The sequence below is a fragment of the Pedobacter sp. KBS0701 genome (assembly GCF_005938645.2).
GTDB lineage: Bacteria > Bacteroidota > Bacteroidia > Sphingobacteriales > Sphingobacteriaceae > Pedobacter.
Window position 1 is genome coordinate 1,242,418 of the sequence record NZ_CP042171.1, and the last position, 25,984, is coordinate 1,268,401.

Consider the following 25,984-nt stretch of genomic DNA (forward strand, 5'->3'; position numbering starts at 1 on the left):
GTATTTTGCATTAATGGATCTTCAACGAATCAAGTATTTTTTGGCCCTGGCAGAACAACTTCATTATTGGAAAACGGCAGAAAAGGTAAGTATTACACAGTCGGCACTCACCCGCCAGATTCAGTCGCTCGAAAATGAACTGGGTTTGCAGCTTTTCGAACGTAACAAACGTAATGTGAAGCTCACGCCAGCGGGTAAATTCTTAAAAGAAAAATGGGAAGTAGAGTTAAGTGAACTCGAATATATTCACCAGTTTGCCAAACAACTGCATCTTGGTGAACGCGGAACTATTACCATTGCGCACCCGGATTCCATATCGGCTTCTATCATGCCCAATATTTTGGCTAAGATAACGCAGGCATTTCCTCAGCTTCAAATTAAATTGGTGCAGGTTTTATACGAAAATCAACTCGATTTTTTAAAAAAATATAAGATTGATCTGGCCATTACCAGAGATATTACCAGTGAGCAGGGGATTAAATCAAAAAAAATATATTCCGATCACCTGGCTTTGGTGGTGCCATTAGAACATTCCTTTACAAAATTTGAGGATTTATCTACACAAAGCCTTAAAGCGCAAAAGTTTATTCTACCCACTAAGGATGAGGGCAGTAGCTATAGCGAGATCATTCAGGCGCTTTTCAAATCTTACGATTTTGTTCCTGATGTGTTTCTGCATTCTGAATTTGGATCTACGATTATTGCGCTTGTACGGAAAGGATTGGGAATAGCCATTTTACCCGATTCTTATATGCACCATCAAAGTCCGGGCTTACGGTTTATCCCGCTGCCCTTTAAAACCGATTTATTAATTAATTGGCGGGCCGACGATCACAATCCTGTGCTTGGCAATATTCTAAAACTCGTTTTTGGAGATTAAAAAGTTAATCAAAAAAAACTTTTATAGCAGTATATAATTTACATATTTTAAGCAAAAAAAGCATTCAGTTTAAATAACTTTGTTTTTCAATGAAAAGAATCGAGAAATCGATTTAGCTTATCTTAAAACCAAATAACTTAAAATGCTTTTAATTATTCTCAACATTATTTTTTGTATCTCATTTTTGGGTTTTGCTTATGTGAACCTTAATGATAACGATGCTTTTTTATGGGTATCTATCTATTTAAGTGCCGCAATATGCTGCGGATTAGCTGCAGCAGGTAAATTTTATCCTTTTGTTTATCTGTTTTTAACCGCCTTTTACTTAATTTATGCTGCAATCCTGTTCTTTGCAAAAGATGGTGTGCGCGATTGGATTACCAAATACAGACGCGAAAGCCTCGTGCAGAGCATGCAAGCCACAAAACCTTACATTGAGCAAACGAGGGAATTCTTTGGTCTGTTAATTATTGCAGGGGCACTATTGATCAACTATTTTGTTTCTGCAGGTATTACCGCATAAGTGCCATTAGATATTTTATTATGAGAGATGATCATATCAGGGCGGTAAAGGAAATAATAGGGGCTATTGTAAAGAACAATATCAATTTAGTCGCAGAAAAATGGCTGGAAGATTTTATACTAGCTACAGATCAACCGGCACAGTTAGCTAAAGTATTTGTGATGCTGCCACGTAAAACAGGCAAATTACCAATTGCAATTACCGATGATCAGCAAGAAGCACTCCAAGCGGCAGGCTTTAGCTACATCCGTAACTGGACGATTGACAGACTTGCCCGAGTGTGGTTACTGGCAGGTTTTGATCAGGGAGATAAAGAACTGTTCTTTTCAACTATCAACCGTTTATTTCTGTCAGCAGAGGTGAATGAAGCTGTTGCTTTGTATTCGGCACTCCCATTTTTGTCCCACCCCGAAATCTGGGAAAAACGTTGTGCAGAAGGAATCAGGAGCAATATTGGTTCTGTGCTCGAAGCCATTATGGAAAATAATCCATATCCTGCAGCTCACCTGGATGAAGCTGCCTGGAACCAACTGGTGCTAAAAGCTTTTTTTACGGAGAAAAATATCAGCCTTATTGCGGGTTTAGATCAACGTGCCAATCTTCAGCTTGCTTTAACACTGGTAGATTATGCAAAAGAACGCTGGGCTGCCGGCAGGGAGGTACACCCACAGCTGTGGCGCCTGGTTGGTAAATTTACCAATGCCGAAATTTTTGAAACCCTTAAAACCGGTTTGCAGCATTACAACCAGATTGAACAAAGAGCCATTGCACTAGCCATTTCGGAGTCCGGTTACCAGCCGGCAAAAGATTATATTAGTACTTTTCCTGAACTGAAATTGGCTCTGGCCGATGGAAGCTTAAACTGGAATTCATTTAACCCATAAAAATTTAAGATAAAGATATGTGTTGTAGCAGTTCAATACAAAGAGATAAAGCAATGATGGGAGCGCCCGAAGCTTTTGATATCAGTACGGTAAAGGGAATGAAGTTCTTCGATCCACATGTTCACATGACTTCGAGAACAACAGACGATTACCAGGCAATGGCCGATGCAGGAATTGTTGCTTTGATAGAACCCGCATTTTGGTTAGGGCAGCCACGTACCGGATTGGATAGTTTTAGAGATTATTACAGTAGCCTGATCGGGTGGGAGCGCTTCCGTTCTTCTCAGTTTGGCATTAAACATTATTGCACCATTGGCCTTAATTCAAGAGAGGCCAACAATGAAAGCCTGGCTGAACAGGTAATGGAAATACTGCCGCTGTTTGTTTATAAAGAAGGTGTTGTTGGTATCGGCGAAATTGGTTTCGACGATCAGACTGCTGCGGAAGAAAAATATTACCGGCTGCAGCTGGAACTTGCTAAAGAAGCCGGCATGCCCGTACAGGTGCATACGCCACACCGCGATAAGAAAAAAGGTACCCAGCGCAGTATGGACATTGCTTTGGAGCATGGCCTTGATCCTTATCACATCATTATCGATCACAATAATGAGGAGACGGTAAAAGAGGTGTTAGATAGAGGCTTTTGGGCTGCTTTTACCATTTATCCTTTTACCAAAATGGGTAACGAGCGGATGGTAGAAATTGTAAAACAATATGGCGCAGAACGTATTATGGTAAATTCTGCTGCCGATTGGGGCATTAGCGATCCATTAGCGGTACCAAAAACTGCGGCGCTAATGAAAATGCGTGGTTTAAGCGATCAGGATATTGAGCTGGTTACTTACCGCAATGCAATTACAGCCTTTGCGCAGAGCGGGCAGCTGGATGAAGCCGATTTTAACGCACAGATAGATCTTACCGAGAAATTTGAAGGAAATACCATCTTACGTGGCGGACAACAGCCCAGAACAGATAAATCATCTATCATTATTAGTTAATATATTGAAAAAAATAATTACCTATCTGCGCATGATGCGCCCTGCTAATATTGTTACTTCAGTAGCCGATATTTTGGCGGGGATTGCTATTTCTGAAGTTTTAAGCAATGGATTTTCCATTCCGTGGTTGTCTATCGTATTTTTGGCCGCATCAACAGCCTGCTTATATGGTGGAGGAATCGTTTTTAACGATGTTTTTGATGCCGATCTGGATAAAATAGAACGTCCGGAACGGGCCATTCCGAGTGGGATAATCAGTTTACAGCATGCAACCATATTAGGAAGTGTATTGCTTTTTGCCGGAATTGCTTTGGCTGCTTTAAATAGTTTAACTTCCGGATTATTGGCGCTCCTGGTGGCTGTTTTTGCTTTGCTTTATAATAAATTTGGCAAACACCATTCTTTTTTGGGACCGTTGAATATGGGCTTATGCCGCGGGTTTAACCTGTTGTTGGGTTTGAGTATTGTACCAGAAATGCTTTATAATCATCACTATCTGGCTATTATTCCAGTTATTTATATTTTCTCCATCACCATGACCAGCCGTGGCGAAGTTCACGGGGGTCACACTAAAAACTTGTATCTGGCCGCCTTCCTGTATGCAATAGTTATCTGTGCAATTGCTTGTTTTGCTTTTGTAAACGATAGGTTCTTGTGGTCGCTGCTATTCCTGGTTCCTTTTACCTTTATGATTTTCAGGCCACTTTTAAAAGCCATAAAAGAGCCTGTTGGTAAAAATATCGGAGGGGCAGTAAAAGCCGGCGTAATTTCACTTATTTTGATGGATGCCGCCTGGGCCGTAACTTTCGATGCCTTGATTTTGGCTTTTATCATTGCAGCTTTACTGCCTTTATCTATATGGCTCTCTAAATTATTCGCGGTTACTTAAACCTCAAACACACATTACCAATTGATATGGAACATTTACATCAATCCTTTACTGTACAATATAACTATAATGTTTTTTTTACTTCATCGCTTTTTTTGCCTGAAAACGAATTATTGAACAGTTTTCTGGTTAACCTGAATCCGGCTGTCGCAGTAAAGAAAATTTTATTTGTAATTGATGAGGGTGTAGCCAATGCACATCAGCATCTTAATACGCAGATTAAGGCATATTTTAACAAATATTCTCAAACGCAGTTAGTTCAGGATATCCTGGTTATCCCGGGAGGAGAACAGGTAAAAAACGATACGAAATATTTTGATCAGGTATTGGAAGCGATCAATATTTATGGTATCGACAGGCATTCATTTGTTGCTGCAATTGGTGGCGGGGCCGTACTCGATATGGTGGGTTACGCAGCTACGGTTGCACACAGGGGTATTAAACACATCAGGATTCCAAGTACTGTGCTTTCGCAAAACGATTCGGGCGTTGGCGTTAAAAACGGGATTAATTATTTCCATAAAAAAAACTTTTTAGGCACTTTTTCGCCACCTGTTGCTGTTTTTAATGATGAAGTTTTTTTAAGCACTTTATCCGATCGCGATTGGCGTTCAGGCATTGCCGAAGCGATTAAAGTGGCGCTGATAAAAGATGCTGAATTTTTTGAGTGGCTCGAAGCGAATGCCATTGCCCTTGCAAACCGGGATACCACAGCCATGAACTACCAGATATGGAAATGCGCAAAACTCCATATAGAACATATCAGGAGTGCCGATCCTTTTGAAAATGGTTCTGCCCGCCCACTGGATTTTGGCCATTGGAGTGCGCATAAGCTGGAATACCTGACCAATTTCGAAGTGAGGCACGGTGAGGCGGTTGCCATGGGCATTGCCTTAGATACCGTATATTCCAATTTATCGGGCAGGATAAGTGCCGAAGATGCCCAAAGGGTAATCACCCTGATCCGGCAACTTGGTTTCGAATTAACGCACCCCTTGTTAGAGGTTACAGAAGGCAATAGTCCAATTTTGAAAGGACTGGAAGAATTCCGCGAACATCTCGGCGGCGAGTTAACCATTACTTTGCTTACCAGCCTGGGTAGTGGAGAGGAAGTTCACGAAATTGATACTGAAGTTTTAAAACAAGCTGCAGAAATATTAAATAAACAAGCTGTTATTATTCAACATTAAGCTATGAAATTAACTTCCGGACATTTAACCTTCTGCACCAATATTTATGCAGGCGAAAACTGGATGGCGCATTTTGCCATGTTGAAGGCTGGTTTTCCAATTTTGAAAGCACAATTATCGCCGGATGCGCCGATGGGTATCGGTTTGCGCCTTTCCAATCTGGCCAGCATTGAATTGCTGGAAGAAAATCAACTGGAAACATTTAAACAATGGCTTATACAGGAAGGTGGGTATGTTTTTACCATGAACGGATTTCCATACGGCGGTTTTCACCATACCAGGGTTAAAGATCAGGTTCATGCACCCGATTGGACTACGGGAGATCGTGTTGAATATACACTCCGTTTGGCCGAAATTCTTTCACAATTACTTCCTGCTGATATGGATGGTGGCATTTCAACATCGCCATTGAGTTATAAACCCTGGTTTATAACTACTGAAGCCAGAAAAGATGCCACAGCCAGTGCAACTGCAAATATTATAAAGGTGGCCAAGGGTTTATATCATATACAAAGTCAAAGCGGCAAGGTGATCCATTTGGACATTGAACCTGAACCTGATGGTTTTCTTGAATCCGGTCCGGAATTTATCGATTGGTACGAAAATGTGCTTTTACCTGCCGGGAGCGATGAAAGCCTGATCAGAAACCACATCCGTTTGTGTTATGATGTTTGCCATTTCGCAATCGGTTATGAGCCGCATACCGCTATTATCAAAGAATTGCAGGATAAAGGCATTAAGATTGGAAAAATACAGATTAGTGCAGCATTAAAGGCTAAATTGCCGGCATCTGTTTCAGAAAGAACTGCGGTGTTAGATCAACTGAGCCGTTTTGATGAGCCTACTTATCTTCATCAGGTAATCGCCAGAAAAGATGATGGTAATTTAATTCGCTATCCTGACCTTAAAGATGCACTTGCAGCGGGCGAAAATCCAGCAGCAGAGGAGTGGCGCGCGCACTTTCATGTCCCTATTTTTGTTGAAAATATGGGCTTGATCCAATCTACACAATCTGATATTATAGAGGTACTTAACCTGCAAAAAAATAATCCTTTTACTGCTCATTTAGAAGTAGAAACCTATACCTGGGAAGTTTTGCCAACGGCTTTAAAAGCGCCATTGAATGATTCCATCGTCAGAGAACTGGCCTGGGTTAAAAATTTATTATGAGTAAGAATATGCACAAAACCGTCGTTATCGATATCGTAGCATTATCTGCTTCTGTAATTGGAGCACATACGCCTTTTATTCAGAAATATATAGCTGAGAACCATTTAACAACTATAGAGCCATTATTGCCTGCAGTTACGACGGCAGTGCAATCGAGTTATCTGACGGGTAAATATCCTTCAGAAAATGGCATTGTGGGTAATGGCTGGTATGATCATGCGGATGCTGAAATTAAATTCTGGAAACAGTCTAACAAACTGGTAAACGCTGAAAAAATATGGGATCAGGCTAAAAAAGAAGATCCTGATTTTACCTGTGCCAATATGTTCTGGTGGTACAATATGTATTCAACGGCCGATTTTTCAGTAACGCCGCGCCCAAATTATCTTGCCGATGGCCGTAAATTACCCGATTGTTATTCGCAACCTGCCGAGTTGCGCGACCATTTACAGGCTAAACTGGGGCAGTTTCCTTTGTTTCAGTTCTGGGGGCCGGGAGCCAACATTAAATCAACCAGGTGGATTGCCGATGCAGCAATGGAAACCGAAAAACTCCATAATCCTACACTTACACTGATTTATCTTCCCCATCTGGATTATTGTTTGCAAAAATTCGGACCTGATCTGAACAAAATCAGCAACGAATTGCAGGAAATTGATCAGGTGGTATCAGAGTTGGTGCGTTTTTATGAAGAAAGGGGCGCACGCATCATTTTGCTTTCTGAATATGGTATAGCACCCGTAAATCACCCGATCCACTTAAACCGCTTATTCAGGGAAAATGGATTGATCCAGATCCGCGAAGAACGGGGTTTGGAACTGTTAGACCCGGGGGCTTCGAAAGCTTTTGTAGTGGCCGATCATCAGGTAGCACATGTTTATATCAACGATAAAAGTGTAACCGAACAGGTAAAGGCTTTGTTGAAAAATGCAGCTGGTATTGAATTGGTTTTGGATAAAGAAGAACAGAAAAAACACCACATTAACCACGAACGTTCTGGCGATCTGGTATTGGTGGCTAAAGAAAACAGCTGGTTTACCTATTATTTCTGGTTGGATGATGCTAAAGCACCCGATTATGCAAGGGTTGTTGATATCCACAAAAAACCGGGTTATGACCCTGTAGAAATGTTTATGACCTCTAAATTAAGAGCAGGATACAAACTCTTAAGAAAAAAAGCCGGCTTCCGTTATGTGATGGATGTAATTCCACTCGATGCTACTTTGGTAAAAGGATCGCATGGCGGTATTAATGGAGCTGAAAAGTTTAAACCTGTTCTGGTTACTTCAAAAGCGATTGATAAAACCTTAAAAGCACCGGATGTTTATCAGGTGATTTGGGATAGTTTAACGGTTTAAAAAAGAATGATCGTTCTGCTGATCCGATGGCTATCGAATCAGCAGGACGATCGCATTTAAGAAGAATCTTGTTTAGTTTAGGTTCAAATAAATTAATCTTTTTAAGAATCATACCTATAAGATCATTATTATTCCCTTACAAACCTGTAACCGCAACCTTCAAAACAAGGTGGGTTAATTTGGAGCGACTTTGCTGAAACTTTATAGCCGTAAATAAGTGTTTTGTTATAATTTTTATTGGTTACTTCCATTTGTACACTATCCAAAATTTTGTAGGTCAACAATTCCGGAATAGCATCACCCTCAAATTTGCCTGATTTTTCTAAAGTGAGGTATTTAGGCTGGCCGGATACTTTTTGGTATTTTCCGATACTTCCATTACCAGGGTCCTGCATCACCTCAGTTAGTTTCCATTTGCCGTAAACCTCGCCCGGGCCATCGTTATTGCTGCCGTTGTTGTTTTTTTTGCAGGATACAGAAATAATGCACGCAATAGAGAAGAGAACCAATACTATCTTTTTCATAAAGCTTTAATTTACAGCTTATACGGTGCAACCAACAAAAACGCTACTTAGTTGAATAATTTTCTAAATGCCAGTGGCGAAACCTGTGTTTTGGCCTTGAATAATTTATTAAAAGATTGCGGATGTTCAAAGCCGAGTTCGTAAGCGACTTCACTTACCGACAGCCTGGTGCCAGATAATTTTTCTTTTGCTTTTTCGATCAGTTTCTGGTGGATGTGCTGCTGTGCATTCTGTCCGGTGAGTGAGCGGAGCAGATCGCTTAAATAACTTGGCGAAACATTTAAGTGGTCGGAAAGGTATTGAACTGTTGGCAAACCTTTAAACATGGGCAGTTTATCCTTAAAATAGTCTTCCAACAATTCTTCCAGCTTTTGCAACAGGTCGCTGTTTAATACTTTACGTGTAATAAACTGGCGTTTGTAAAAGCGGTTGCTGTAATTTAGCAACAGTTCAATCTGCGTAATAATTACATCCTGACTAAAATCGTCGATCCTGCTGTTCAGTTCTTCTTCAATACTTTTAAAAATGGTAATGATGGTATTTTTTTCCTTTACTGATAAGTGCAGGGTCTCATTGGCTGAATACGAAAAGAAACCATAACTTTTGATTTTTTTGGCGATGGGGTATGACAAAAGAAAATCGGGATGAATTAACAAAGTGTATAGTGAACAGACACTTGAGCTTAAATCCTCCTCATGACCAATAATCTGGTTCGGCGCAGCAAATAACAGACCACCCTCATCAAAATCGTAATAACTTTGACCATATTTTAGCCTGCCACCCAATTTAGGTTTGTACGAGATTTTATAAAAATTCAGGATATGCGAATTGGGCTGTCCGTTCATTTCAACCGGATGATCTTCATTGTTGATCAAGCTGATCAGAGGGTGTTTAGGCTGTGTCAGGCCCAACATCCGGTGTGCTTCTGTTAACGAACTGAATTTGTAAGGGCTATTGTCTACCTTTTTCATATTGATGTATACAAATATAACCGATAAGCTGTTGTTTATCGGTGATATAGTTGATTGTACGTTTAATTAACCTTGTGCAGCATTTGATACGGCTTCCCATTCTTCCCAGGTTGATAAGCGCTCCGCATAAGCAGTGCGTACCCATGGTAGGTTATGACTGCCTAAGAAGAAGCGGAGCGGTGGATTTTCAGCATCAACAATTTTAAAAATAGCTTCCGGTGTTGCAACGGGGTTTCCCCTTTCCAATTGCTGTAAGCCTTCAAAAAACTTTGCTTTAAAGTCGGTATATACCTCCAAGCCTTCTGCAAATTTTAACGATTCCTGACTTCCAAATTCTGTGGCATAAGCGCCTGGTTCTATGATGGTTACTTTAATGCCAAAAGCTTTAATCTCTGCTGCCAGGCTTTCGTAAATGGCTTCGAAGGCCCATTTCGACGAGCAATAGTAACCGATAACAGGCAGCACCACATGGCCAAGGTTGCTCGAAGTACCTAAAATATGCCCGTAACCCTGCTTGCGTAAAACGGGCAAAGCAGCCTGGATAACGGCCACGGCCCCGAAAACGTTCGTATCGTACATGGCCTTAACCTGATCAATGGTAGCCTCTTCAACAGTACCCACAAGCGAATACCCGGCATTGTTCAAAACAATATCCAATCTTCCAAAATGTTTATGCGCCTGTTGAACAGCTTTTTCTACCTGGTCATAATTGGTTACATCCAGTTCTAATGTCAATACATTTTCTTTGTACCTTTCCTGAAGATCGGCTATACCAGAAAGGTTTCTTGCTGTTGCAGCCACTTTATCGCCACGTTCTAGTGCAGCTGTTGCCCATACACGTCCAAAGCCACGGGATGAACCTGTAATAAACCAAACTTTATTAGTTGGAGCGGCAGCACTATCCTGATTTTCTTTTTGATGTTCCATAATTTTTCGACTTAAATAAATTGATAACCCAAAGGTGAGCATGGTTCGATGTTATATTGTAGTCTAATTGAGGGCTTTTGTAGCCAAAATGAGAAAGAAAGAGTAGGTTAGCTTGATTTTAAAACAACCAAAATGAGTATAAAACTCAGCATCAGCATAAAAAAGGAAAATTTAAAATAACCGGTAAAAAAAGGGAACTTTTTTTCTTGCGCACCATAATGGATTAAATTTTCCTGAAGTTGTTGTACGTATTTTTCGTTTTCCTGTTGCTCCCGGCTAAGCTGTTTAAAATCTTTAAACTTTTTAAAATCCTGTGATGTTCCCGGCACCAGTATCCAAAGTTTTTGATCAGTTTGCAGGTAGATCACATTTAACAGCAAGGCATTTTTCTTGATCTGGTAGTGCTTCACATTGATGAGGTTATCAGCAACAACAGGACCATTTTCCCATGTAATGTTAATGCGGTGATACGCGTTGTAGATAAAAAGTATACCAACGGCTATTGCTATGGGCAAGATAATTTCTTTGGTTAGGATGGCATCTACAATTTTGGGATAGGGGAGTGAATTGTAAGGATCAAGTTCTCCAATCAGCATAACCAGCATTAAAATATTAATCAGGTTGAAAACAAGACCAACTATAAAATAAGCTTGTTTTAAATCAGCACATTTTAGGTGGACTGGAAACATTTTCTGACCAAGGCCATAGGCTTCGGGTAGTACATTGGGGAAATTATTAACTTCCTGCTGAAATTTTTTATTCCGGTAACGAATAACCATGCCCAATACCACGATGCAGAGAAACGTGATTCCGATAATAAGGTAAATGGTATATTGTGAATTCAAATGTCTAAAAGAGATTTAGATCTTAATACTTCAAACTTTTGTAAGAGACAAATACACAGGCATAAATGTTTTTCTGGCTCTTGTTTTTTTGTTTAAATTATTTTAAAATAAATTTAACTTTTGAAAGGAGATTTTTGTCTCCCTATATGATATGAAACCAAAGCAATACGGGCAGTTTTTGAAAATGGAGATCCTTAGAATCCGAAGTAATCTTTCACACTAGTGATTCTTGCTGCAAAGGTTACTTCCCAAAATTCGGAACAAATTATCATTACTCAAAAATTACAGATCGCCTGAGATTCCATCATCCATTTTACATTTTAACATCTCCCATCATTTTATGTACTTTTCTCCTGTACGACCAATAAAATACGATCGGATACACAAAAAGGTTAAATAAGGTATTCGTAATTAACCCACCAATAACCACAATGGCCAATGGTTTGGATGCTTCCGAACCGATTCCGGTAGAAAGTGCTGCGGGCATTAAACCGATGGCGGCCATTAAGGCGGTCATTAGTACAGGCCTGAACCTGCTGGCAATCCCATCACGCATAGCATCCGTAAAGGTCCAGCTGGCGTGGTGTTTTAATTCGGTAATGTTGGTTTTGAAACGGGTAATCAGAATCACACCGTTCTGCACACAGATACCGAATAATGCGATAAACCCTATTCCTGCAGAAATATTAAAGTTTACACCTGCGGCCAGCAGGGCCAAAATGCCACCGATCATGGCGAAAGGAACATTGTTGAGTACCAATAATGCATCCCTAAAATTACCGAAAAGCACAAAGAGGATAAAAAATATCAGCAATAAACTTACCGGAACAGCCTGCGATAACCTAGCGATGGCCCTTTGCTGGTTTTCGAAATCACCGGCCCACTCGAGCTGATAACCCTGTGGCAATTTGATTTTTTCATTTACCTTTTGTTGTGCTTCTGCAATTACGCTGCCCATATCTCTGCCGCGGATCGAGAATTTGATAGCCCCGTAACGTTTGTGTTTATCGCGGTAAATCATACTTGGCCCGGTAATTTTTCGGATGCCCGATATTTCGCCCAATTGTACATTTGAACCTGATAAGGTAGGCACGCGTAATTTACTGATGGAGCTTTCATCGTTCCTGAAATCTTCGGGATAACGGATAATGAGATCGAATTTCCGCTCTCCTTCATAAATCTGCGTAGCGGCCTTTCCACCAATGGCCATTTCGATTACCGCATTGGCATCTGCAGTGCTTACCCCATAAAGCGCCATTTTTTTCTGGTCGAGGTTAATTTGCAGTTCTGGCTGTCCAAGATTTCGTAAAATCCCCAGATCTTCAATGCCATTAACCGTTTTTAAAATATTTTCTATTTTTTCTTCCTCCTGTTCAATGTATTCAAAGTTTTCGCCAAATAGTTTTACAACGATCGAACCTTTTACACCTGAAACGGCTTCTTCCACATTATCTGAAATGGGTTGCGAAAAATTAAGACTGATGCCGGGAAAACTCTTTAATTTTTCCTGCATGCGCTCGATCAGCTGTTCTTTGGTCTGTTTTCGTTTCCATTCTTTCCGCGGGTAAATGTCCACATGAAACTCCATGTTGTAAAAGCCTGTAGCATCCGTTCCGTCATTTGGCCTGCCGGTTTGCGACATCACCTGTTTAACTTCTTCGAAACTTAAAAAGATCTTCCTCATCTCGTTCGAAAGTTTTTTGGTCTCATCTAAAGAAATACTTAGAGGGCCGGTAGCACGCACATAAATAGAGCCTTCATCTAAACTGGGCAGGAACTCGGTACCCAAAAATTTAAAGCTGAAAGCGCCCAACAGGAGTACAATAATGGAAGTACTAAAAACAAGTTTCTTTTTTTTGAAACATACATCATAAAATTTAAGTGTTGCTTTGGTAATCCATTCTAAAAAAATGTTGTGTTTTTCTTTAACCTCTTTTTTTAAGAGTACGCTGGCCATGGCGGGTACGAGCGTAAAGGTTAAGATCAAAGCACCCAATAAGGCAAAACTTAAAGTCCAGGCCAGGGGAGAAAACATTTTACCTTCCACTTTCTTAAAGGTGAAAATGGGGAGCAGGCCGGTAATAATGATCAGTTTGGCAAATAAAATGCCTTTTCCGTTTTCGAGGCAGGCCTTTTTAATAAAACCGAGTTTGCTCATTTTGTTAAACTTTTCCATGCCCAGTTTTTTGGCTTTTGCATCTAATACGACGAAAATCCCTTCAACCATGACCACAGCACCGTCTATAATGATCCCAAAGTCGATTGCTCCCATGGATAGCAGATTGGCCGGCATACCCTTTAATTTGAGACAGATAAAAGCAAAAAGTAAGGCTAACGGTATAATGATCGAAACGATTAAAGTAGTGCGCCAATCGGCCATAAAGAGGAAAACGATCAGGGTTACAAACAAAATTCCCTCGAGCATATTACCCATTACGGTATGTACGGAGTAATTCACGAGGTCTTCGCGATCATAAAAGGGTTTGATTTTTACATCATCAGGCAAAATAGTGCTGTTTATGGTATTGATCTTATCTTTCAATCTCGCAATTACCTCGCTGGGATTACCGCCTTTTCTCATCACGATAATGCCTTCTACGACATCCGGATCCTTGTCGCGGCCAACCTGACCTAAGCGTGGCAAGGCCGATTCAGCCACATCCGCAATGGTTTTAACATAAACGGGCGTGCCATTGATATTATCAACCACTACATTCCTGATTTCATCGATGTTGTTCAGTACACCAATACCACGCACCACATAAGCCTGACCGCTCTGCACAATGACATCGCCACCTACGTTGATGTTGCTTTTTGATACCGCCTCAAAAAGTTCGGTTGCACTAACACCATACTGGATGGCCTTTTGCGGATCCACCGTGATTTGATAGGTTTTCACTTCTCCACCAAAACTTACCACATCGGCAATGCCTGAAACGGATAAAAGCTCGCGCTGGATGACCCAATCCTGCAGGGTTTTTAACTCACGGACGGATTTTTTATCGCTGGTTAAAGTATAACGAAAAATTTCTCCCGTTGGTCCGTAAGGTGGCTGTACCTCTGGCTGGATGCCTTCAGGCAAGTCGGCCTCGTCAAGATGATTGTTTACCTGTACACGTGCCTCCGCATAATCTACATCATCTTCGAAACTTACTTTTACAATGGATAAGCCGAATAGGGAAGAAGAACGGATGCTTGTCCTTTTTTCGGTAGGGTTCATGGCAATTTCCAGTGGCCTGCTCACAAACTTTTCCACTTCTTCAGCGCTTCGGCCGGGCCATTGGGTAATGATGGTGATATTGGTATTGGTTACATCGGGGAAGGCATCGATAGTGGTATGCCTGAAGCTTAAATAACCAGCCAGGATTAAGATAAAAGTGGCAAAAAAGATGAAATATTTATTCTTCAGTGCAAAGCCGATAATGCTTTTTATGAATTTATTCATTTTTAAAATCTAGGGGTAAAAATTATTGTGTTTTCAGGCTTTCGAACAAGAAAACCTGTTTAGAGGCAATAATGTAGTCGCCGGCCTGTACGCCTTTGCTGATGTAAGTTTTATCTGCCGTTTTGCGCCCGATTTTGATCTCCTGGATCCTCACTTTATGGTCTTGGTTCAGAACGAGTACATAATTTTTATTTTCATCGAAAATTACTGCCCTTGAGTTTAATACCGGGAGATCGATCGCCGAATTTGCCGAAACTTTAACCGTTCCGAGCATACCTGGTTTTAATAAAAATCGAGGATTTGGGATCACGACCCTCGCATTCATTACTTTGCTATCCTGATCTACCTGATTATATAATTTCTCTATTTTTCCTTTAAAAACTTTATCAGGATAGGATAAGGTAGATAAACTGACTTCATCGCCAGCTTTAACACGCGAAATATCCGATTCGTAAATATTGATCATGGCCCAAACGTTAGAGAGATCGGCAATGGTGAAAAGGCTTTTGTCGTTATCGCCTCTTAACTGCATATTCTGGGTGACATTTTTTTCGATCACAAAACCACTGATCGGAGATTTGATTGCATATAATCCCGTACTGCTGCCTCCATTAAGTTTTAATACCGAACTGGCTCTTTTTGCTTCTGCTTTTTTGATCTGATAGTCATTTTTTGCTTCTTCCAGTTCTTTTGCAGATGATAAACCACTCTCGAAAAGCTGTTCGGCCTGTTTTACTGATCGTTCTGCATTTTTAAGTTCTGCGTTGGCGGCAATCACTTCCTTGTCAAAGCCTGCCATTTCTGAACTGGTGAGGGTTGCCAGTATTTGCCCGCTCGAAACCTGATCGCCTAAGCGTACGCCAACGCGGTTTACCGTTCCACTTACCATAGGGAAAAGTTCTGATCTACGCTCCTCATTTGCGGCAATTTTAGCCGAAAATATTAACTCGGTTTTACTATTGGCCTGCTGCACCGTATCAATCAGCAAGCGATTGATCAGGGAATCGGTGATGGCGAATTTATTGCTTGGAACGGCTGTTTTATGCTCGTTACAGGCAAAGAATAAACTGATTGCGATAATGAGTACAGTGTTTTTATAGAGATTTTGCATGAGATTGATTTAAAAAATATTAGAACCAGTTACATAATTGAGTTCAGCCCGTGTGCTCATTCTTTCGAACTGGAGCTTATTGAGTTGAAGCGTATTTTCCTTATAGGCATCATAGAGATCCAAAAATTCAATCAGACTAATATTTCTTGCCTTGAAGTTTTTGATGAGGGCAGAAATGAGCGTATTAAAATCGTTTGTGAATGCAGGATCGATTTCTGAATACAATTTTTCGTTACGCAAAGCAGTTTTGTAAGTATTAAATACTTCATTTTCAAGCAGGGTTTCCTGTTTTCTAATAGTTACATCTGCTGCAGCTAACCCGATCTGTGCTTTTTTAATTTCACCCTGGTTTCTGGAGAAAAGCGGAATGGGGATTTTGATGCCTAAACCGGTATATTTTTCGGGATAATTCCCTTTTAAGTCGTAGCTAAGGCCAACTTCTATATCAGGGATGGCCATTGCTTTTTGAAGTTTTAAATTGCGTTCGTTGTAAAGCAGGTCGGTTTTGGCTAGTTTAAGGTCGGCGCGATTGGCCCTGGCTGAATCAAGCAATGAATGATAAGGAATCTTATCCAGTGAAGGGGATTTGAGATCTGTTTGATCCAAAACTAAATCTATAGAAGTCGCTGCGTTAAGTCCGCAGAGCAATTTTAAATCTTTATAATTGTCTTCTAATTCGTTCAATAAGCCAGCTTGTTCAGCTTTGAGGTTGATTAAGAGTGATTTAATCCTGATCATATCCTTTGCGGCAACATTGCCCATTTTTAACTGGAGATCGTAAGCTTTCAACAACTGATCGGTAGAGCTGATTTGTTCCTGATACACTTTAACCGATTGTGCGGAGAAATAGGTTTTATAAAAAGTGTTGACCAGTTCGAATTTTAATGTTCGCATCAGATCGAAATATTCATATTCGGCTCGCTTAACCCCGGTTTGGGCCAGTTTGATATTTTTATTACGCTTGCCTGCCAGTTTAAATAACTGCGAAATTGATCCGGCATATTGTCCGTGAGCATAAGAAGTTTGCAGGAACTTCTTGGTTTCGTGGTTGTAAAAAAGATTTTCATATTCAAGTGTGGGGTTCTCGAACAGTTTGGCCGTGATGATTTCTGCTTTTGCCTTGTCAACATCGTAATTACTGGCCAGGAGGTCGAAATTGTTTTTTAAAAAGAGGCTTTCGGCCTGGCTCAGGTTTAAGCTTAACATATCGCTTTGTGCGAAAGTTGCCCTGGCCGTTAAAACCAAAAAGAAAATGAGCAGCGTACCTATTCTTATCATGCAGCAAAACTATCCTTGCCGAATTAAAGGGGGATTAAATGCGAATTAAAAGGGGATTAAAGTTGGGGTTGACCACTTTCTCAAGTACACGTCATTTCGAGCGGAGTGTAACGCAAGTCGAGAACGAGAAGGCTCTGCGAAGCAAAATCTATCAAGATAGATCTCTCCATTCCACTACGTTCCAGTCGAGATGACGACTCTAGGGAAATCATGTTTACGCTCGTTTCCAAACGAGCGCATAAATAGTTGCACGATTTTATCGTTGTAAACGATATGCTATTCAACGCTTGTTAGAAACGAGCGTTAGCGAAATGAATGTAATTAATCGCTAAAGTTTTGCCAACCTCACTGTAAAAGTGCAGCCGCCTGGTTCTGGGTTATTAATGGTTATCTCGCCTTTAAGCAGATCAATGATTTTCTGGGCCATGTAAAGTCCCATGCCTTCGCCATAATGGCCCTGTTCTTTTGCCCGGGTGTAAAAAGGTTTAAAAATATTCTCTTGTTCATCGGTTGAAATACCTGATCCACTATCGGTAATGTGGATGAGGAAATCATTTTCACCGGTTTCTATAAGAATATTTACCTCCTGATTATTGGAAAATTTAAAGGCATTTGAAATGATATTATCCAAGGCAATCTGTAATAAAATGGCATTCGCTAATATTTCAGGTTGTGTCTCAATTGGGGCTTGATAAATGATTTTGACATCGAGGTTTTTCTGCGATTTCCATTCGTTTTGGATTTTGAAAAGTAAATCATTCAGTCTGATTGGAACAAGCTGCGAATTGATCAGGTCGAGGTCCATTTTTGCCAGGGCCACTAATCCGGTAATGATACGTTCCATTTTTTCGGCATCCTCGAGCATCGAAGCAATCACTTTTTGATAAGCCGCCAGGTCCCTTTCTTTAGATAGGGCGAGTTCGGCGGTCATCATGATACGAGTTACGGGTGTCCGAAGTTCGTGCGAGGCATTGGCTATAAAGGTTTTTTGCAAAATAAAAGCTTGCTCAAGCTCTTCCATCAAGTGGTTAAAACTTTGGGCAATAAGGTTAATTTCATCTTTATTGTGATTTTCCTCTACCCTGAACTCCATGTTTTGCGAGCTGGTCTGTTTTACTTCGAGCATGAATTTTTGCAGAGGCTTCAGCATTTTCTGAGCAATCCACCTGCTTAACAGCAATACGATAAGCGAAATAAGGATGAAGATAAAAATCATGATCTTCAACAATCTGTCGAGTCTGTTGTGTGAGCCCTGGTCATTGGCCGAAGCAAGGATTACAAAATCGCCCTGATTATCTTTATAATAAATACCTACAACCTGCCGCTGACCATCGGTATATTTTAAGCGGCCTTTCTGGCGTACCTGGTCGATAGTGGCTGGGGTCCAGTATTGTGCGGTATCGCCGATGAAAGTGGCCTTGTTCTTTTTATCGTAAACGCGAATTACTTCGCTATTTAACTTTTGAAGGTATTTATGGCGTACAGTGTTTAACGCATCCCGACTGATTTCATCAGCTTCGAGGTACAGTTTAGCAGTAACCATAGTACGGTCGGTTAGGCGTTCGAAGAAATCGGCCTCTAAAAATTTCATAAAAGTAAAATATATGGTACAGAGCACCACGAAGAGCATTGAAGTGCTGATCAGCGTGAAATACAGTGCTATGCGGTCCTTTATTTTCATTTATTTCATGATATAGCCCATATTGATCTTGGTATGGATAAGTTTCCGTTCGAAATCCTTTTCGATCTTTTTTCTCAGGAAATTGATATATACATCAATTACATTGGTTCCGGTTTCGAAGCTGATGTCCCAAGCTTGCTCTGCTATAAATTGCCTTGAAAGTAAACGGTTTGGGTTGCGCATAAAAAGTTCGAGCAGGATAAATTCTTTGGCGCTTAATTCAATTGTTTTACCGCCGCGGCTTACTTCTTTGCTATCGGTATTAAGTACAAGGTCTTCGAAATATAGTTTATGGTCTGTTTTGGTTTCAATAGGCGGCTGCCTGCGCAAAAGTGCTGCCACTCTGGCCAAAAGTTCTTTCAGGTGAAAAGGTTTTACGAGATAATCATCAGCACCGGCTTCTAAACCGGTAACTTTATCATCAATGGTACCCATGGCAGTAAGCATGAGAATTGGTGTTTGCACCATATTTTCCCTAAGGTGTTTACAAAGCTGGATACCATTGAGGCCGGGCATCATTACATCAATAATCAGGAGATTAAGGTTTTCGCTCAGGAAAAGATCCAGTGCATCAATTCCATTGGCAACGGTAAGTACCTGATAATCTTTTTCTTCGAGTGCCAACTTTAACAATTCGGCAATTTTAGGGTCGTCTTCAGCTATTCCAATCTTTAGCATCCTACAAAAATAACCATCTCATCTTAAAACGAGATTAAAATGGATTGCCTTTCTGTTAAATCTAAATTTTCACCAGCCGAAACCAGTAAGATTTGTCAATCAAGCTTATTATATTTGAATAAAAACAGTTTCATGTTCGAAACATTTGATCAGACCAATTTTCATCAGCTATGCGATTTTGTGGGTGGCAGGGATACAGATTTACAGAAAATTTTAGATCGGTATGGCTATCCGCCCTTTTGGTCGAGGCCAAATACCTTCGAATCATTGGTGCACATTATTCTGGAACAACAGGTGTCTTTGGCTTCGGCATTGGCTACGCTGAATAAACTGAAAGAAAAAATAGGAGGGGTTACACCGGGGCGATTGTTATTGCTTACTGGTCAGGAATTAAGGGACTGCTATTTCAGTCGGCAAAAAACAGTTTATGTCCGGCATTTGGCTGAAAGCCTGGTCAGTGGAGTTTTATCGCTGAGTGAAATGGAAACTATGGATGATCTTGCTGTCAGAGATCAGCTCAAAACCATTAAAGGCATCGGAGATTGGACGGTAGATATTTACCTGATTTTTATGCTGCACCATACAGATGTTTTTCCAATAGGCGATTTGGCTGCGGTAAATTCATTAAAGAAAATAAAAGGTTTGGCGACTAGCGTAGGTAAAGAAGAAGTATTGGTAGTGGCAGATCAGTTTAAGCCTTACCGCACCATTGCTGTAATGCTGCTATGGCATGCTTATTTGGAGGAAAGGAAGAAAAAGTAACGCCATGGTCTGTGTCCGTACAGACCATTTAAGTTGTTGTCATTCTGAGTGCAACGAAGAATCTGCAAGCGATAGAAAACAGAACCCAAAACAGGTCGATAATGAGAAAGATTCTTCACTGCGTTCAGAATGACAGAAAGGAGAGAGACTTATTACAACAAAGCCCTATCCAGGTGTACGTAACCACCATCAACATGGATCAACTGGCCGGTGGTATGGCTCGATTTATCTGATAACAAAAATACAGCGGTATTGGCGATTTCATCCACAGTAGTCATCCGGCTTTCGAATGGAATTTTATCGTTAATGCTTTTCAGTTTTTCATCACGGTTCTCAAAAGTATTGATCCATTTCTCATATAAAGGTGTCCAGGCTTCGGCTACGATGATGGCATTTACACGGATGCTGTATGGCAATAATTCTACCGCCCACTCGCGGGTTAAAGCATTTCTGGCACCGTTTGATGCTGCATAACCAGATGTTCCACCTTGTCCGGTTTCTGCAGTTTTGCTGCTGATATTTAAAATTGATCCTTTGTTTTCTTTTAGTGCAGGCAGCGCATATTTTGCCAAAAGATAATAATGCACCACATTTTTATGTAGCGATTCTATAAAGCCTTCATAAGTGCCACTTTCGAGGCCTACGCCATCGTTAACACCAGCATTGTTTACTAAGCCATCAATTCTGCCATACTTATTCAGTATCGCATCAATAATGTTTTTGCAGTGATCAGGAACAGTGAGCTCTGCTGTAAAATAATCAGCTTTTAGACCTAAATCTGTTATTTCCTGAAGCATTTTTACATTATCGTTTTCACTACGGCCAATAATAATGGGGAAAGCATTTTCAATAGCCAATGCCTTAACAATTGCCGCACCAATGCCTTTTGCACCGCCACTCACCAGTATTATTTTTCCGTCTAAATTTAAATTCATATTCGGTTATGTTTTTATTTTTATTTATGCAAAGTGCCAGGCGTCCAGGGAATAGAGAGGGACTTTGTCTGTGTAGATTCTCCATTCCGTTTCACTCCAGTCGAAATGACGGTTTTTATTCGGAAACTCTCCATATCACATCTTCCATCTTACGTCATCCACCCTCTATAGGCTTACCCCTCTTTTCCAGGGGATAAAATCATCCTGGTTAAGCTGTACGGCTTTTGGTGTTTCTTCGCCACTAGCTACTTTAATACAGTATTCCAATATATCTTCGCCCATTTCGTTAATGGTTTTTTCGCCATTGATTACTGGTCCGGTATCAATATCGATAATATCACTCATGCGTTTAGCCAGGATTGAATTAGTGGCTACTTTAATGGTTGGACAAACCGGATTTCCTGTTGGTGTGCCTAAACCTGTGGTGAATAAAATTAAGGTTGCTCCGGCGGCAGCTTTACCTGTAGTCGCTTCAACATCATTTCCTGGTGTACATACCAAACTTAAGCCGGATTTAGTGGCCGGTTCGGTATAATCTAAAACATCTACAACAGGAGAGGAGCCGGCTTTACGCGCAGCGCCTGCTGATTTTATAGCATCAGTAATTAAACCATCTTTAATGTTACCTGGCGAAGGATTCATGTAAAATCCGGAACCAACTTTATGCGCCAGATCATCATACTCCGTCATTAAGCGGATAAACTTTTCAGCAGTTGACTGATCAACAGATCTATCGATCATTTCCTGCTCCACGCCACAAAGTTCCGGGAATTCTGCCAATAAAACCTTTGCCCCCAATGCTACCAATAAATCGGCACAGTAACCCACCGCAGGATTTGCTGAAATGCCACTAAAGCCATCGCTACCACCACATTTCACACCCACACACATTTTGCTCAACGGTGCTGCTGCACGGCTTTGTTTATTAATGAACATCAATCCTTCAAAAGTATTTCGGATTGCATTTTGGATCAGTTGTTCTTCGCTTTGTGTCTTTTGCTGTTCGAAAATTAAAAGTGGTTTATCAAAATCAGGATCGAGTGCAAACAGGTCGCGTTTAAAATCTTCTACCTGCAAATGCTGGCAGCCCAAACTTAAAACGGTTACACCGGCCACGTTGGGGTGATGGGCATAAGCCGCCAATAATTTGCTTAACGTATCCGAATCCTGTCGTGTTCCGCCACAGCCGCCATTATGAGTCAGGAATTTAATTCCATCTACATTTTTAAAAGTACGGCTGGTCTGATCTACTTTAGGCTCAAAACTAATGTTGTTTATGTCTTCTCCTTGTTCAAAGGCCTGAACCAATTTGTGGGTATAAGATTTATATTTATCATCTACAGCATAACCCAATTCACTATAAAGCGACTCTTTAATAATATCCAGATTTCTGTTTTCGCAAAATACAGTTGGGATAAACAACCAATAGTTTGCGGTACCTACTGCACCATTTTTGCGGTGGTAGCCATTAAAACTGCGGTTGGCATATTTACTCACATCAGGTGCTTCCCATTTGAAATTAACATTGCGATAAGCAAATGGCTCTGCGGCATGTTTTGTATTATCAATACTCATCCGCATGCCCGCTTTCACCTCGAACTGTACCTTTCCAACCAAAACGCCATACATGATTACTTCTTCGCCGGTTTTCATATCCTGCATAAAAAATTTATGCTTGGCTGGGATTTCATCAACAGTAACGTAAGTATTTCCCTCATGCAGTATTGGAGTGCCTGCTGGTAAATCCTGTAACGCAACTAAAACGTTATCGGCTTTGTTAATCTGGATGACTAATTTTTTCATTGTCAATTTATACTTCTAAACTTAATTCTTTTTCGATATGATTGGGTTTCCATCCTTTCCAGCCAAAGTAGAAGACCACTAAAAAGCATAAAAAAGGAACCAGGTACCCGTATTGGATATTGTGAGTGGCATCTGATATCAGGCCTAACACTGGAGGTAAAAATGCACCCCCAACAATAGACATTACAATTAATGACGACCCCAGTTTTGTGTCTTTACCCAAACCTGCTATACCCAGCGAGAATATGGTTGGGAACATGATTGACATAAAAAAGGCAACACCGATTAACGCATAAATGGTAATCATTCCACTTGCAAAAATAGATACAAGGGTAAGTATAGCACTGATTAATGCATACAGCATCAATAGTTTATGGGCAGCTACGTATCTCATAAAAAAAGTTCCGGCGAACCGGCCAACCATAAAAGCTAAACCTGCAGCGCCTGAATACCATGATGCCTGATCCTGGCTGATATTTGCTGATGAGGTGACGAAACTGATAAATAAACTCAATACGCAAACCTGTGCACCTACGTAAAAAAACTGCCCGATAATTGCCCAGCGCAAATGGCTATGGCTCAACACATGCCCAAAACTGCTTTTCTCATTGGCATTTTCTTCTTCCTTAATATCAGGCAGTTTGGTGAAAATAAATAAAATAGCAACTACAATAATCAGAATACCCAAAATTAGATAAGGTGCTTTTACGGTCGAGGCCTCTTCGAGCATATAAGCCTGTTTTTCTAAAGGCAACATCTTCGCTAATTGAACATCGGTATATTTTACTTCGGTAAAAATAAATTTACCACCAAGTATTGGCGCTAAAAATGCGGCTAAACCATTAAAAGACTGTGAAAAATTTAAACGCTGTGTAGCTGTTTCCGGTGGTCCTAGTACGGTAACATAAGGATTTGCCGCTGTTTCCAGAAAGGTTAAACCACAGGCAATGATAAAAAGTGCACCTAAGAAAAATATATACTGTGCAGTATTGGCTGCAGGTATAAATAATAAACAGCCGATGGCGAACAAAACAAGGCCTAATATAATACCGCTTTTATACCCATACTTGCGCATAATGTAGCCTGCGGGTAGAGCCAATAAGAAATAAGCAATAAAAACCGAAGAGTCAACCAGGGTAGATTCGAAAACGTTTAGCTGAAAAGCTTTGCGTAAATGCGGAATTAATACAGGATCAAGATTGTGGACAAAGCCCCAGAAGAAAAAGAGGCTGGTGACTAAAATTAACGGAAATAAATATCCCTTACCATTTTTTAGTGTATCGGATACCTGAAAGTTCGTTGATGGAGTGTGGCTCATGTTTATTTGGTTATAAATGGTTTAAGCAGCTTCTGCTAAAATAAAAATAGTTAAACTTCTGGCATAATAAGCAGCAATTACCAATGTTTGTTCGATATCGGCTGTTTTAGATGACCAGATAGCCCTGTAGCCATACCTGGGTATTTTAATGGTGGTATTATCATCTGAAATAGATGGCAAATAATCCAGCTTCATAAAATGTTTTTGGTTACTTGTCGCTTTACAAATTAAACCCTTAAATGCTAATAAAAATTTAACTTTACGATCTAATTATTAAATGATATTGGCTCAATTTTTTACATTGCAAAATAATTTTGCATATTAGATTGATTTTTTTAAGATTTTATGAAACCGCATTTACTTAATGTATCTACCAATTCTGTAGATTCTTTTAGCGCCCGAAGAGATGTTTTGCCCGATATCAACAACCGTTGGCATTACCATTCTGCATTAGAATTAATCTACGTTAAAAAAGGCAGAGGTACGCAGTTTATTGGCGATAGCATTAAAAATTTTAAAGATGGCGATGTGGTTTTGCTAGGGAGCAATTTACCACATTACTGGCGTTTCGACCCTGAATTTTTTGATGAAAAAGCCTGTGAACCGGTTGATGTTTATGTGATTCATTTTAAGGAAGATTTTTTGGGTAGAGATTTTCTCCATCTTCCCGAAAATCAGGAGCTTAAAAAAGTTTTACTTCAATCAACACAGGGAATTCAGTTACAAGGAATTTCGAAAGAAAAAATTGCCGGTTTAATGCCGCAGATTATTGAGGCAACAGGTACGATGCGAATTATAAAAATACTTGAGGTATTAACAGAAATAGCCAATTGCGAAGAAAAAGGCACATTGGTTTCTCTGGGTTTTAAACCAAACTTTTTGGAGAACGAAAAAGATAGAATCCAATCTATTTATAACTATACCATTAGCAATTACAAGAATAAAATAGAACTCAAGGAAATTGCTGCTGTAGCCAAAATAAGCCCAAATTCATTCTGTAAATTCTTTAAAACCAAAAGTAGAAAAACATATACACAATTTCTGAATGAAATTAGAGTAGGGCAAGCCTGCAAATTATTGATCGAAAATGATCTAACTGTGAAAGAAATTTGCTACGATTGTGGATTTTACAATTTTACCAGTTTCCACAAATACTTTAGGGAAATAACGGGTAAAACTCCATTGAAATATCAGCAGGCTTTTTCTAAACAATAATTACCATTATTAATGGTAGATTATAGGTTTATCGTTTGTATTCCAACTGAATATTTATGAGCAATAGCTCCAATCCTAAACCGGAAAAAAGGGCGAAAAGATGAACAACGTCCATAATGTCTGATACACCCGGTTCCAAACATAAATTTAAAAGATAGCCTGTTTTTGGCTTGTCAACGCTATTTTTTATATCTCCGCGGTTTTATGGCGCATAGCAATTGCTCCCTAATTAATTAGTGGATAAACAATATGAAAAAAAATCATTTAATACAAGTTTTAGCGCAGGCCAGGTTATAACAACATGGTTTTGCTATGAAAATTTAATGTTTTGACTTGAAAAGAGAGGTTAATTTTGATGACGGGAAAAGAACTGATTAAAATTTTTCGTCATCGCTGGGAATCTGCTCAGCGGAGAAATAACAGTACAACATTGATCCAAAAGAGATAATATAAAATACTGCCGTGATTAAAAGAAATGTGCTCATATATATAGATATTTGGTTAGTGTAATTATAAAGTTAAGTTATCTTAAATACAAGAGGATATTGCAATTTATTTTAGATTAATTATTAACATAGTTGGTTTTCAATGTTGAAAAC

Annotated in this window: 23 protein-coding genes; 10 read left to right on the forward strand and 13 right to left on the reverse strand. The window is 40.0% G+C overall.

Annotated elements, in window-relative coordinates; all coding sequences use genetic code 11:
• The first annotated feature begins 13 nt into the window (after positions 1-13).
• The 8 genes from FFJ24_RS04885 to FFJ24_RS04920 all read left to right on the forward strand — a co-directional run bounded on the left by FFJ24_RS04885 (position 14) and on the right by FFJ24_RS04920 (position 7,892).
• A complete protein-coding gene (locus tag FFJ24_RS04885) occupies positions 14-880 on the forward strand; it encodes a LysR family transcriptional regulator (protein ID WP_138823084.1) in 867 nt (288 codons plus the stop codon).
• 142 nt (positions 881-1,022) lie between these two features.
• On the forward strand, positions 1,023-1,403 hold the full coding sequence (locus FFJ24_RS04890; protein WP_138823086.1) for a transmembrane 220 family protein: 381 nt from the start codon (positions 1,023-1,025) through the stop codon (positions 1,401-1,403).
• A gap of 20 nt (positions 1,404-1,423) precedes the next feature.
• Positions 1,424-2,287, forward strand: coding sequence for an EboA domain-containing protein (locus tag FFJ24_RS04895; RefSeq protein ID WP_210419465.1), 864 nt, complete (start codon positions 1,424-1,426; stop codon positions 2,285-2,287).
• Between the two features lie 53 nt (positions 2,288-2,340).
• Positions 2,341-3,285 (forward strand): TatD family hydrolase, encoded by a 945-nt coding sequence (locus FFJ24_RS04900; RefSeq protein ID WP_246862741.1) that lies wholly within the window; start codon positions 2,341-2,343, stop codon positions 3,283-3,285.
• A gap of 4 nt (positions 3,286-3,289) precedes the next feature.
• Positions 3,290-4,174, forward strand: coding sequence for a UbiA-like protein EboC (gene eboC / locus FFJ24_RS04905; RefSeq protein WP_246862742.1), 885 nt, complete (start codon positions 3,290-3,292; stop codon positions 4,172-4,174).
• A gap of 26 nt (positions 4,175-4,200) precedes the next feature.
• Positions 4,201-5,364: a 3-dehydroquinate synthase gene (locus FFJ24_RS04910; RefSeq protein WP_138823090.1), complete on the forward strand. Its 1,164-nt coding sequence runs from the start codon at positions 4,201-4,203 to the stop codon at positions 5,362-5,364.
• Between the two features lie 3 nt (positions 5,365-5,367).
• Positions 5,368-6,534, forward strand: coding sequence for a metabolite traffic protein EboE (eboE, locus tag FFJ24_RS04915; protein ID WP_138823092.1), 1,167 nt, complete (start codon positions 5,368-5,370; stop codon positions 6,532-6,534).
• The gene (locus FFJ24_RS04920; protein ID WP_246862743.1) at positions 6,531-7,892 is read left to right on the forward strand and encodes an alkaline phosphatase family protein; all 1,362 of its coding nucleotides are present in this window, start codon (positions 6,531-6,533) and stop codon (positions 7,890-7,892) included. Before eboE ends, FFJ24_RS04920 begins: the two co-directional genes overlap by 4 nt.
• A 128-nt stretch (positions 7,893-8,020) precedes the next feature.
• On the opposite strand, the gene FFJ24_RS04925 is transcribed toward FFJ24_RS04920, so the two are convergent.
• The 9 genes from FFJ24_RS04925 to FFJ24_RS04965 all read right to left on the reverse strand — a co-directional run bounded on the left by FFJ24_RS04925 (position 8,021) and on the right by FFJ24_RS04965 (position 19,352).
• Positions 8,021-8,416 (reverse strand): hypothetical protein, encoded by a 396-nt coding sequence (locus FFJ24_RS04925; RefSeq protein ID WP_138823094.1) that lies wholly within the window; start codon positions 8,414-8,416, stop codon positions 8,021-8,023.
• 47 nt (positions 8,417-8,463) lie between these two features.
• Positions 8,464-9,387, reverse strand: coding sequence for an AraC family transcriptional regulator (locus tag FFJ24_RS04930; protein ID WP_138823096.1), 924 nt, complete (start codon positions 9,385-9,387; stop codon positions 8,464-8,466).
• A 66-nt stretch (positions 9,388-9,453) separates the two neighbouring features.
• A complete protein-coding gene (locus tag FFJ24_RS04935) occupies positions 9,454-10,314 on the reverse strand; it encodes an SDR family NAD(P)-dependent oxidoreductase (protein ID WP_138823098.1) in 861 nt (286 codons plus the stop codon).
• A 107-nt stretch (positions 10,315-10,421) separates the two neighbouring features.
• Positions 10,422-11,159, reverse strand: coding sequence for a hypothetical protein (locus tag FFJ24_RS04940; protein ID WP_138823100.1), 738 nt, complete (start codon positions 11,157-11,159; stop codon positions 10,422-10,424).
• Between the two features lie 313 nt (positions 11,160-11,472).
• Positions 11,473-14,604 (reverse strand): efflux RND transporter permease subunit, encoded by a 3,132-nt coding sequence (locus FFJ24_RS04945; RefSeq protein ID WP_138823103.1) that lies wholly within the window; start codon positions 14,602-14,604, stop codon positions 11,473-11,475.
• Positions 14,605-14,626: 22 nt separating this feature from the next.
• A complete protein-coding gene (locus tag FFJ24_RS04950) occupies positions 14,627-15,715 on the reverse strand; it encodes an efflux RND transporter periplasmic adaptor subunit (protein WP_138823104.1) in 1,089 nt (362 codons plus the stop codon).
• A 9-nt stretch (positions 15,716-15,724) separates the two neighbouring features.
• Positions 15,725-16,993, reverse strand: coding sequence for a TolC family protein (locus FFJ24_RS04955; RefSeq protein WP_168202387.1), 1,269 nt, complete (start codon positions 16,991-16,993; stop codon positions 15,725-15,727).
• Positions 16,994-17,321: 328 nt separating this feature from the next.
• The gene (locus tag FFJ24_RS04960) at positions 17,322-18,674 is read right to left on the reverse strand and encodes a HAMP domain-containing sensor histidine kinase (protein ID WP_138823106.1); all 1,353 of its coding nucleotides are present in this window, start codon (positions 18,672-18,674) and stop codon (positions 17,322-17,324) included.
• Positions 18,675-19,352 (reverse strand): response regulator transcription factor, encoded by a 678-nt coding sequence (locus FFJ24_RS04965; protein ID WP_138823108.1) that lies wholly within the window; start codon positions 19,350-19,352, stop codon positions 18,675-18,677.
• Between the two features lie 132 nt (positions 19,353-19,484).
• On the opposite strand from FFJ24_RS04965, the gene FFJ24_RS04970 reads away from it, so the two are divergent.
• On the forward strand, positions 19,485-20,114 hold the full coding sequence (locus tag FFJ24_RS04970) for a DNA-3-methyladenine glycosylase (RefSeq protein ID WP_138823110.1): 630 nt from the start codon (positions 19,485-19,487) through the stop codon (positions 20,112-20,114).
• 152 nt (positions 20,115-20,266) lie between these two features.
• On the opposite strand, the gene FFJ24_RS04975 is transcribed toward FFJ24_RS04970, so the two are convergent.
• From FFJ24_RS04975 to FFJ24_RS25975, 4 genes are all read right to left on the reverse strand, one after another.
• Positions 20,267-21,049 (reverse strand): SDR family oxidoreductase, encoded by a 783-nt coding sequence (locus FFJ24_RS04975; RefSeq protein ID WP_138823112.1) that lies wholly within the window; start codon positions 21,047-21,049, stop codon positions 20,267-20,269.
• A 165-nt stretch (positions 21,050-21,214) separates the two neighbouring features.
• Complete coding sequence (locus FFJ24_RS04980; RefSeq protein WP_138823114.1) at positions 21,215-22,852, reverse strand: UxaA family hydrolase; 1,638 nt, start codon at positions 22,850-22,852, stop codon at positions 21,215-21,217.
• A 7-nt stretch (positions 22,853-22,859) separates the two neighbouring features.
• Positions 22,860-24,170: an L-fucose:H+ symporter permease gene (gene fucP, locus FFJ24_RS04985; protein ID WP_138823116.1), complete on the reverse strand. Its 1,311-nt coding sequence runs from the start codon at positions 24,168-24,170 to the stop codon at positions 22,860-22,862.
• A gap of 21 nt (positions 24,171-24,191) precedes the next feature.
• Positions 24,192-24,365: a hypothetical protein gene (locus tag FFJ24_RS25975; protein ID WP_168202388.1), complete on the reverse strand. Its 174-nt coding sequence runs from the start codon at positions 24,363-24,365 to the stop codon at positions 24,192-24,194.
• 150 nt (positions 24,366-24,515) lie between these two features.
• Between FFJ24_RS25975 and FFJ24_RS04990 the strand changes: the two genes are divergently transcribed.
• Positions 24,516-25,385 carry an AraC family transcriptional regulator gene (locus FFJ24_RS04990; protein ID WP_138823118.1) on the forward strand — a complete coding sequence of 290 codons (870 nt, stop codon included), beginning with the start codon at positions 24,516-24,518 and terminating at the stop codon, positions 25,383-25,385.
• The last annotated feature ends 599 nt before the right edge of the window (positions 25,386-25,984 follow it).

Coding starts and splice junctions, on each gene's coding strand:
- FFJ24_RS04885 (WP_138823084.1), top strand. CDS start 14: ATGGATCTTCAACGAATCAAGTATTTTTTGGCCCTGGCAGAACAACTT.
- FFJ24_RS04890 (WP_138823086.1), top strand. CDS start 1,023: ATGCTTTTAATTATTCTCAACATTATTTTTTGTATCTCATTTTTGGGT.
- FFJ24_RS04895 (WP_210419465.1), top strand. CDS start 1,424: ATGAGAGATGATCATATCAGGGCGGTAAAGGAAATAATAGGGGCTATT.
- FFJ24_RS04900 (WP_246862741.1), top strand. CDS start 2,341: ATGATGGGAGCGCCCGAAGCTTTTGATATCAGTACGGTAAAGGGAATG.
- FFJ24_RS04910 (WP_138823090.1), top strand. CDS start 4,201: ATGGAACATTTACATCAATCCTTTACTGTACAATATAACTATAATGTT.
- eboE (WP_138823092.1), top strand. CDS start 5,368: ATGAAATTAACTTCCGGACATTTAACCTTCTGCACCAATATTTATGCA.
- FFJ24_RS04920 (WP_246862743.1), top strand. CDS start 6,531: ATGAGTAAGAATATGCACAAAACCGTCGTTATCGATATCGTAGCATTA.
- FFJ24_RS04925 (WP_138823094.1), bottom strand. CDS start 8,416: ATGAAAAAGATAGTATTGGTTCTCTTCTCTATTGCGTGCATTATTTCT.
- FFJ24_RS04930 (WP_138823096.1), bottom strand. CDS start 9,387: ATGAAAAAGGTAGACAATAGCCCTTACAAATTCAGTTCGTTAACAGAA.
- FFJ24_RS04935 (WP_138823098.1), bottom strand. CDS start 10,314: ATGGAACATCAAAAAGAAAATCAGGATAGTGCTGCCGCTCCAACTAAT.
- FFJ24_RS04945 (WP_138823103.1), bottom strand. CDS start 14,604: ATGAATAAATTCATAAAAAGCATTATCGGCTTTGCACTGAAGAATAAA.
- FFJ24_RS04950 (WP_138823104.1), bottom strand. CDS start 15,715: ATGCAAAATCTCTATAAAAACACTGTACTCATTATCGCAATCAGTTTA.
- FFJ24_RS04955 (WP_168202387.1), bottom strand. CDS start 16,993: ATGATAAGAATAGGTACGCTGCTCATTTTCTTTTTGGTTTTAACGGCC.
- FFJ24_RS04960 (WP_138823106.1), bottom strand. CDS start 18,674: ATGAAAATAAAGGACCGCATAGCACTGTATTTCACGCTGATCAGCACT.
- FFJ24_RS04965 (WP_138823108.1), bottom strand. CDS start 19,352: ATGCTAAAGATTGGAATAGCTGAAGACGACCCTAAAATTGCCGAATTG.
- FFJ24_RS04970 (WP_138823110.1), top strand. CDS start 19,485: ATGTTCGAAACATTTGATCAGACCAATTTTCATCAGCTATGCGATTTT.
- FFJ24_RS04975 (WP_138823112.1), bottom strand. CDS start 21,049: ATGAATTTAAATTTAGACGGAAAAATAATACTGGTGAGTGGCGGTGCA.
- FFJ24_RS04980 (WP_138823114.1), bottom strand. CDS start 22,852: ATGAAAAAATTAGTCATCCAGATTAACAAAGCCGATAACGTTTTAGTT.
- fucP (WP_138823116.1), bottom strand. CDS start 24,170: ATGAGCCACACTCCATCAACGAACTTTCAGGTATCCGATACACTAAAA.
- FFJ24_RS25975 (WP_168202388.1), bottom strand. CDS start 24,365: ATGAAGCTGGATTATTTGCCATCTATTTCAGATGATAATACCACCATT.
- FFJ24_RS04990 (WP_138823118.1), top strand. CDS start 24,516: ATGAAACCGCATTTACTTAATGTATCTACCAATTCTGTAGATTCTTTT.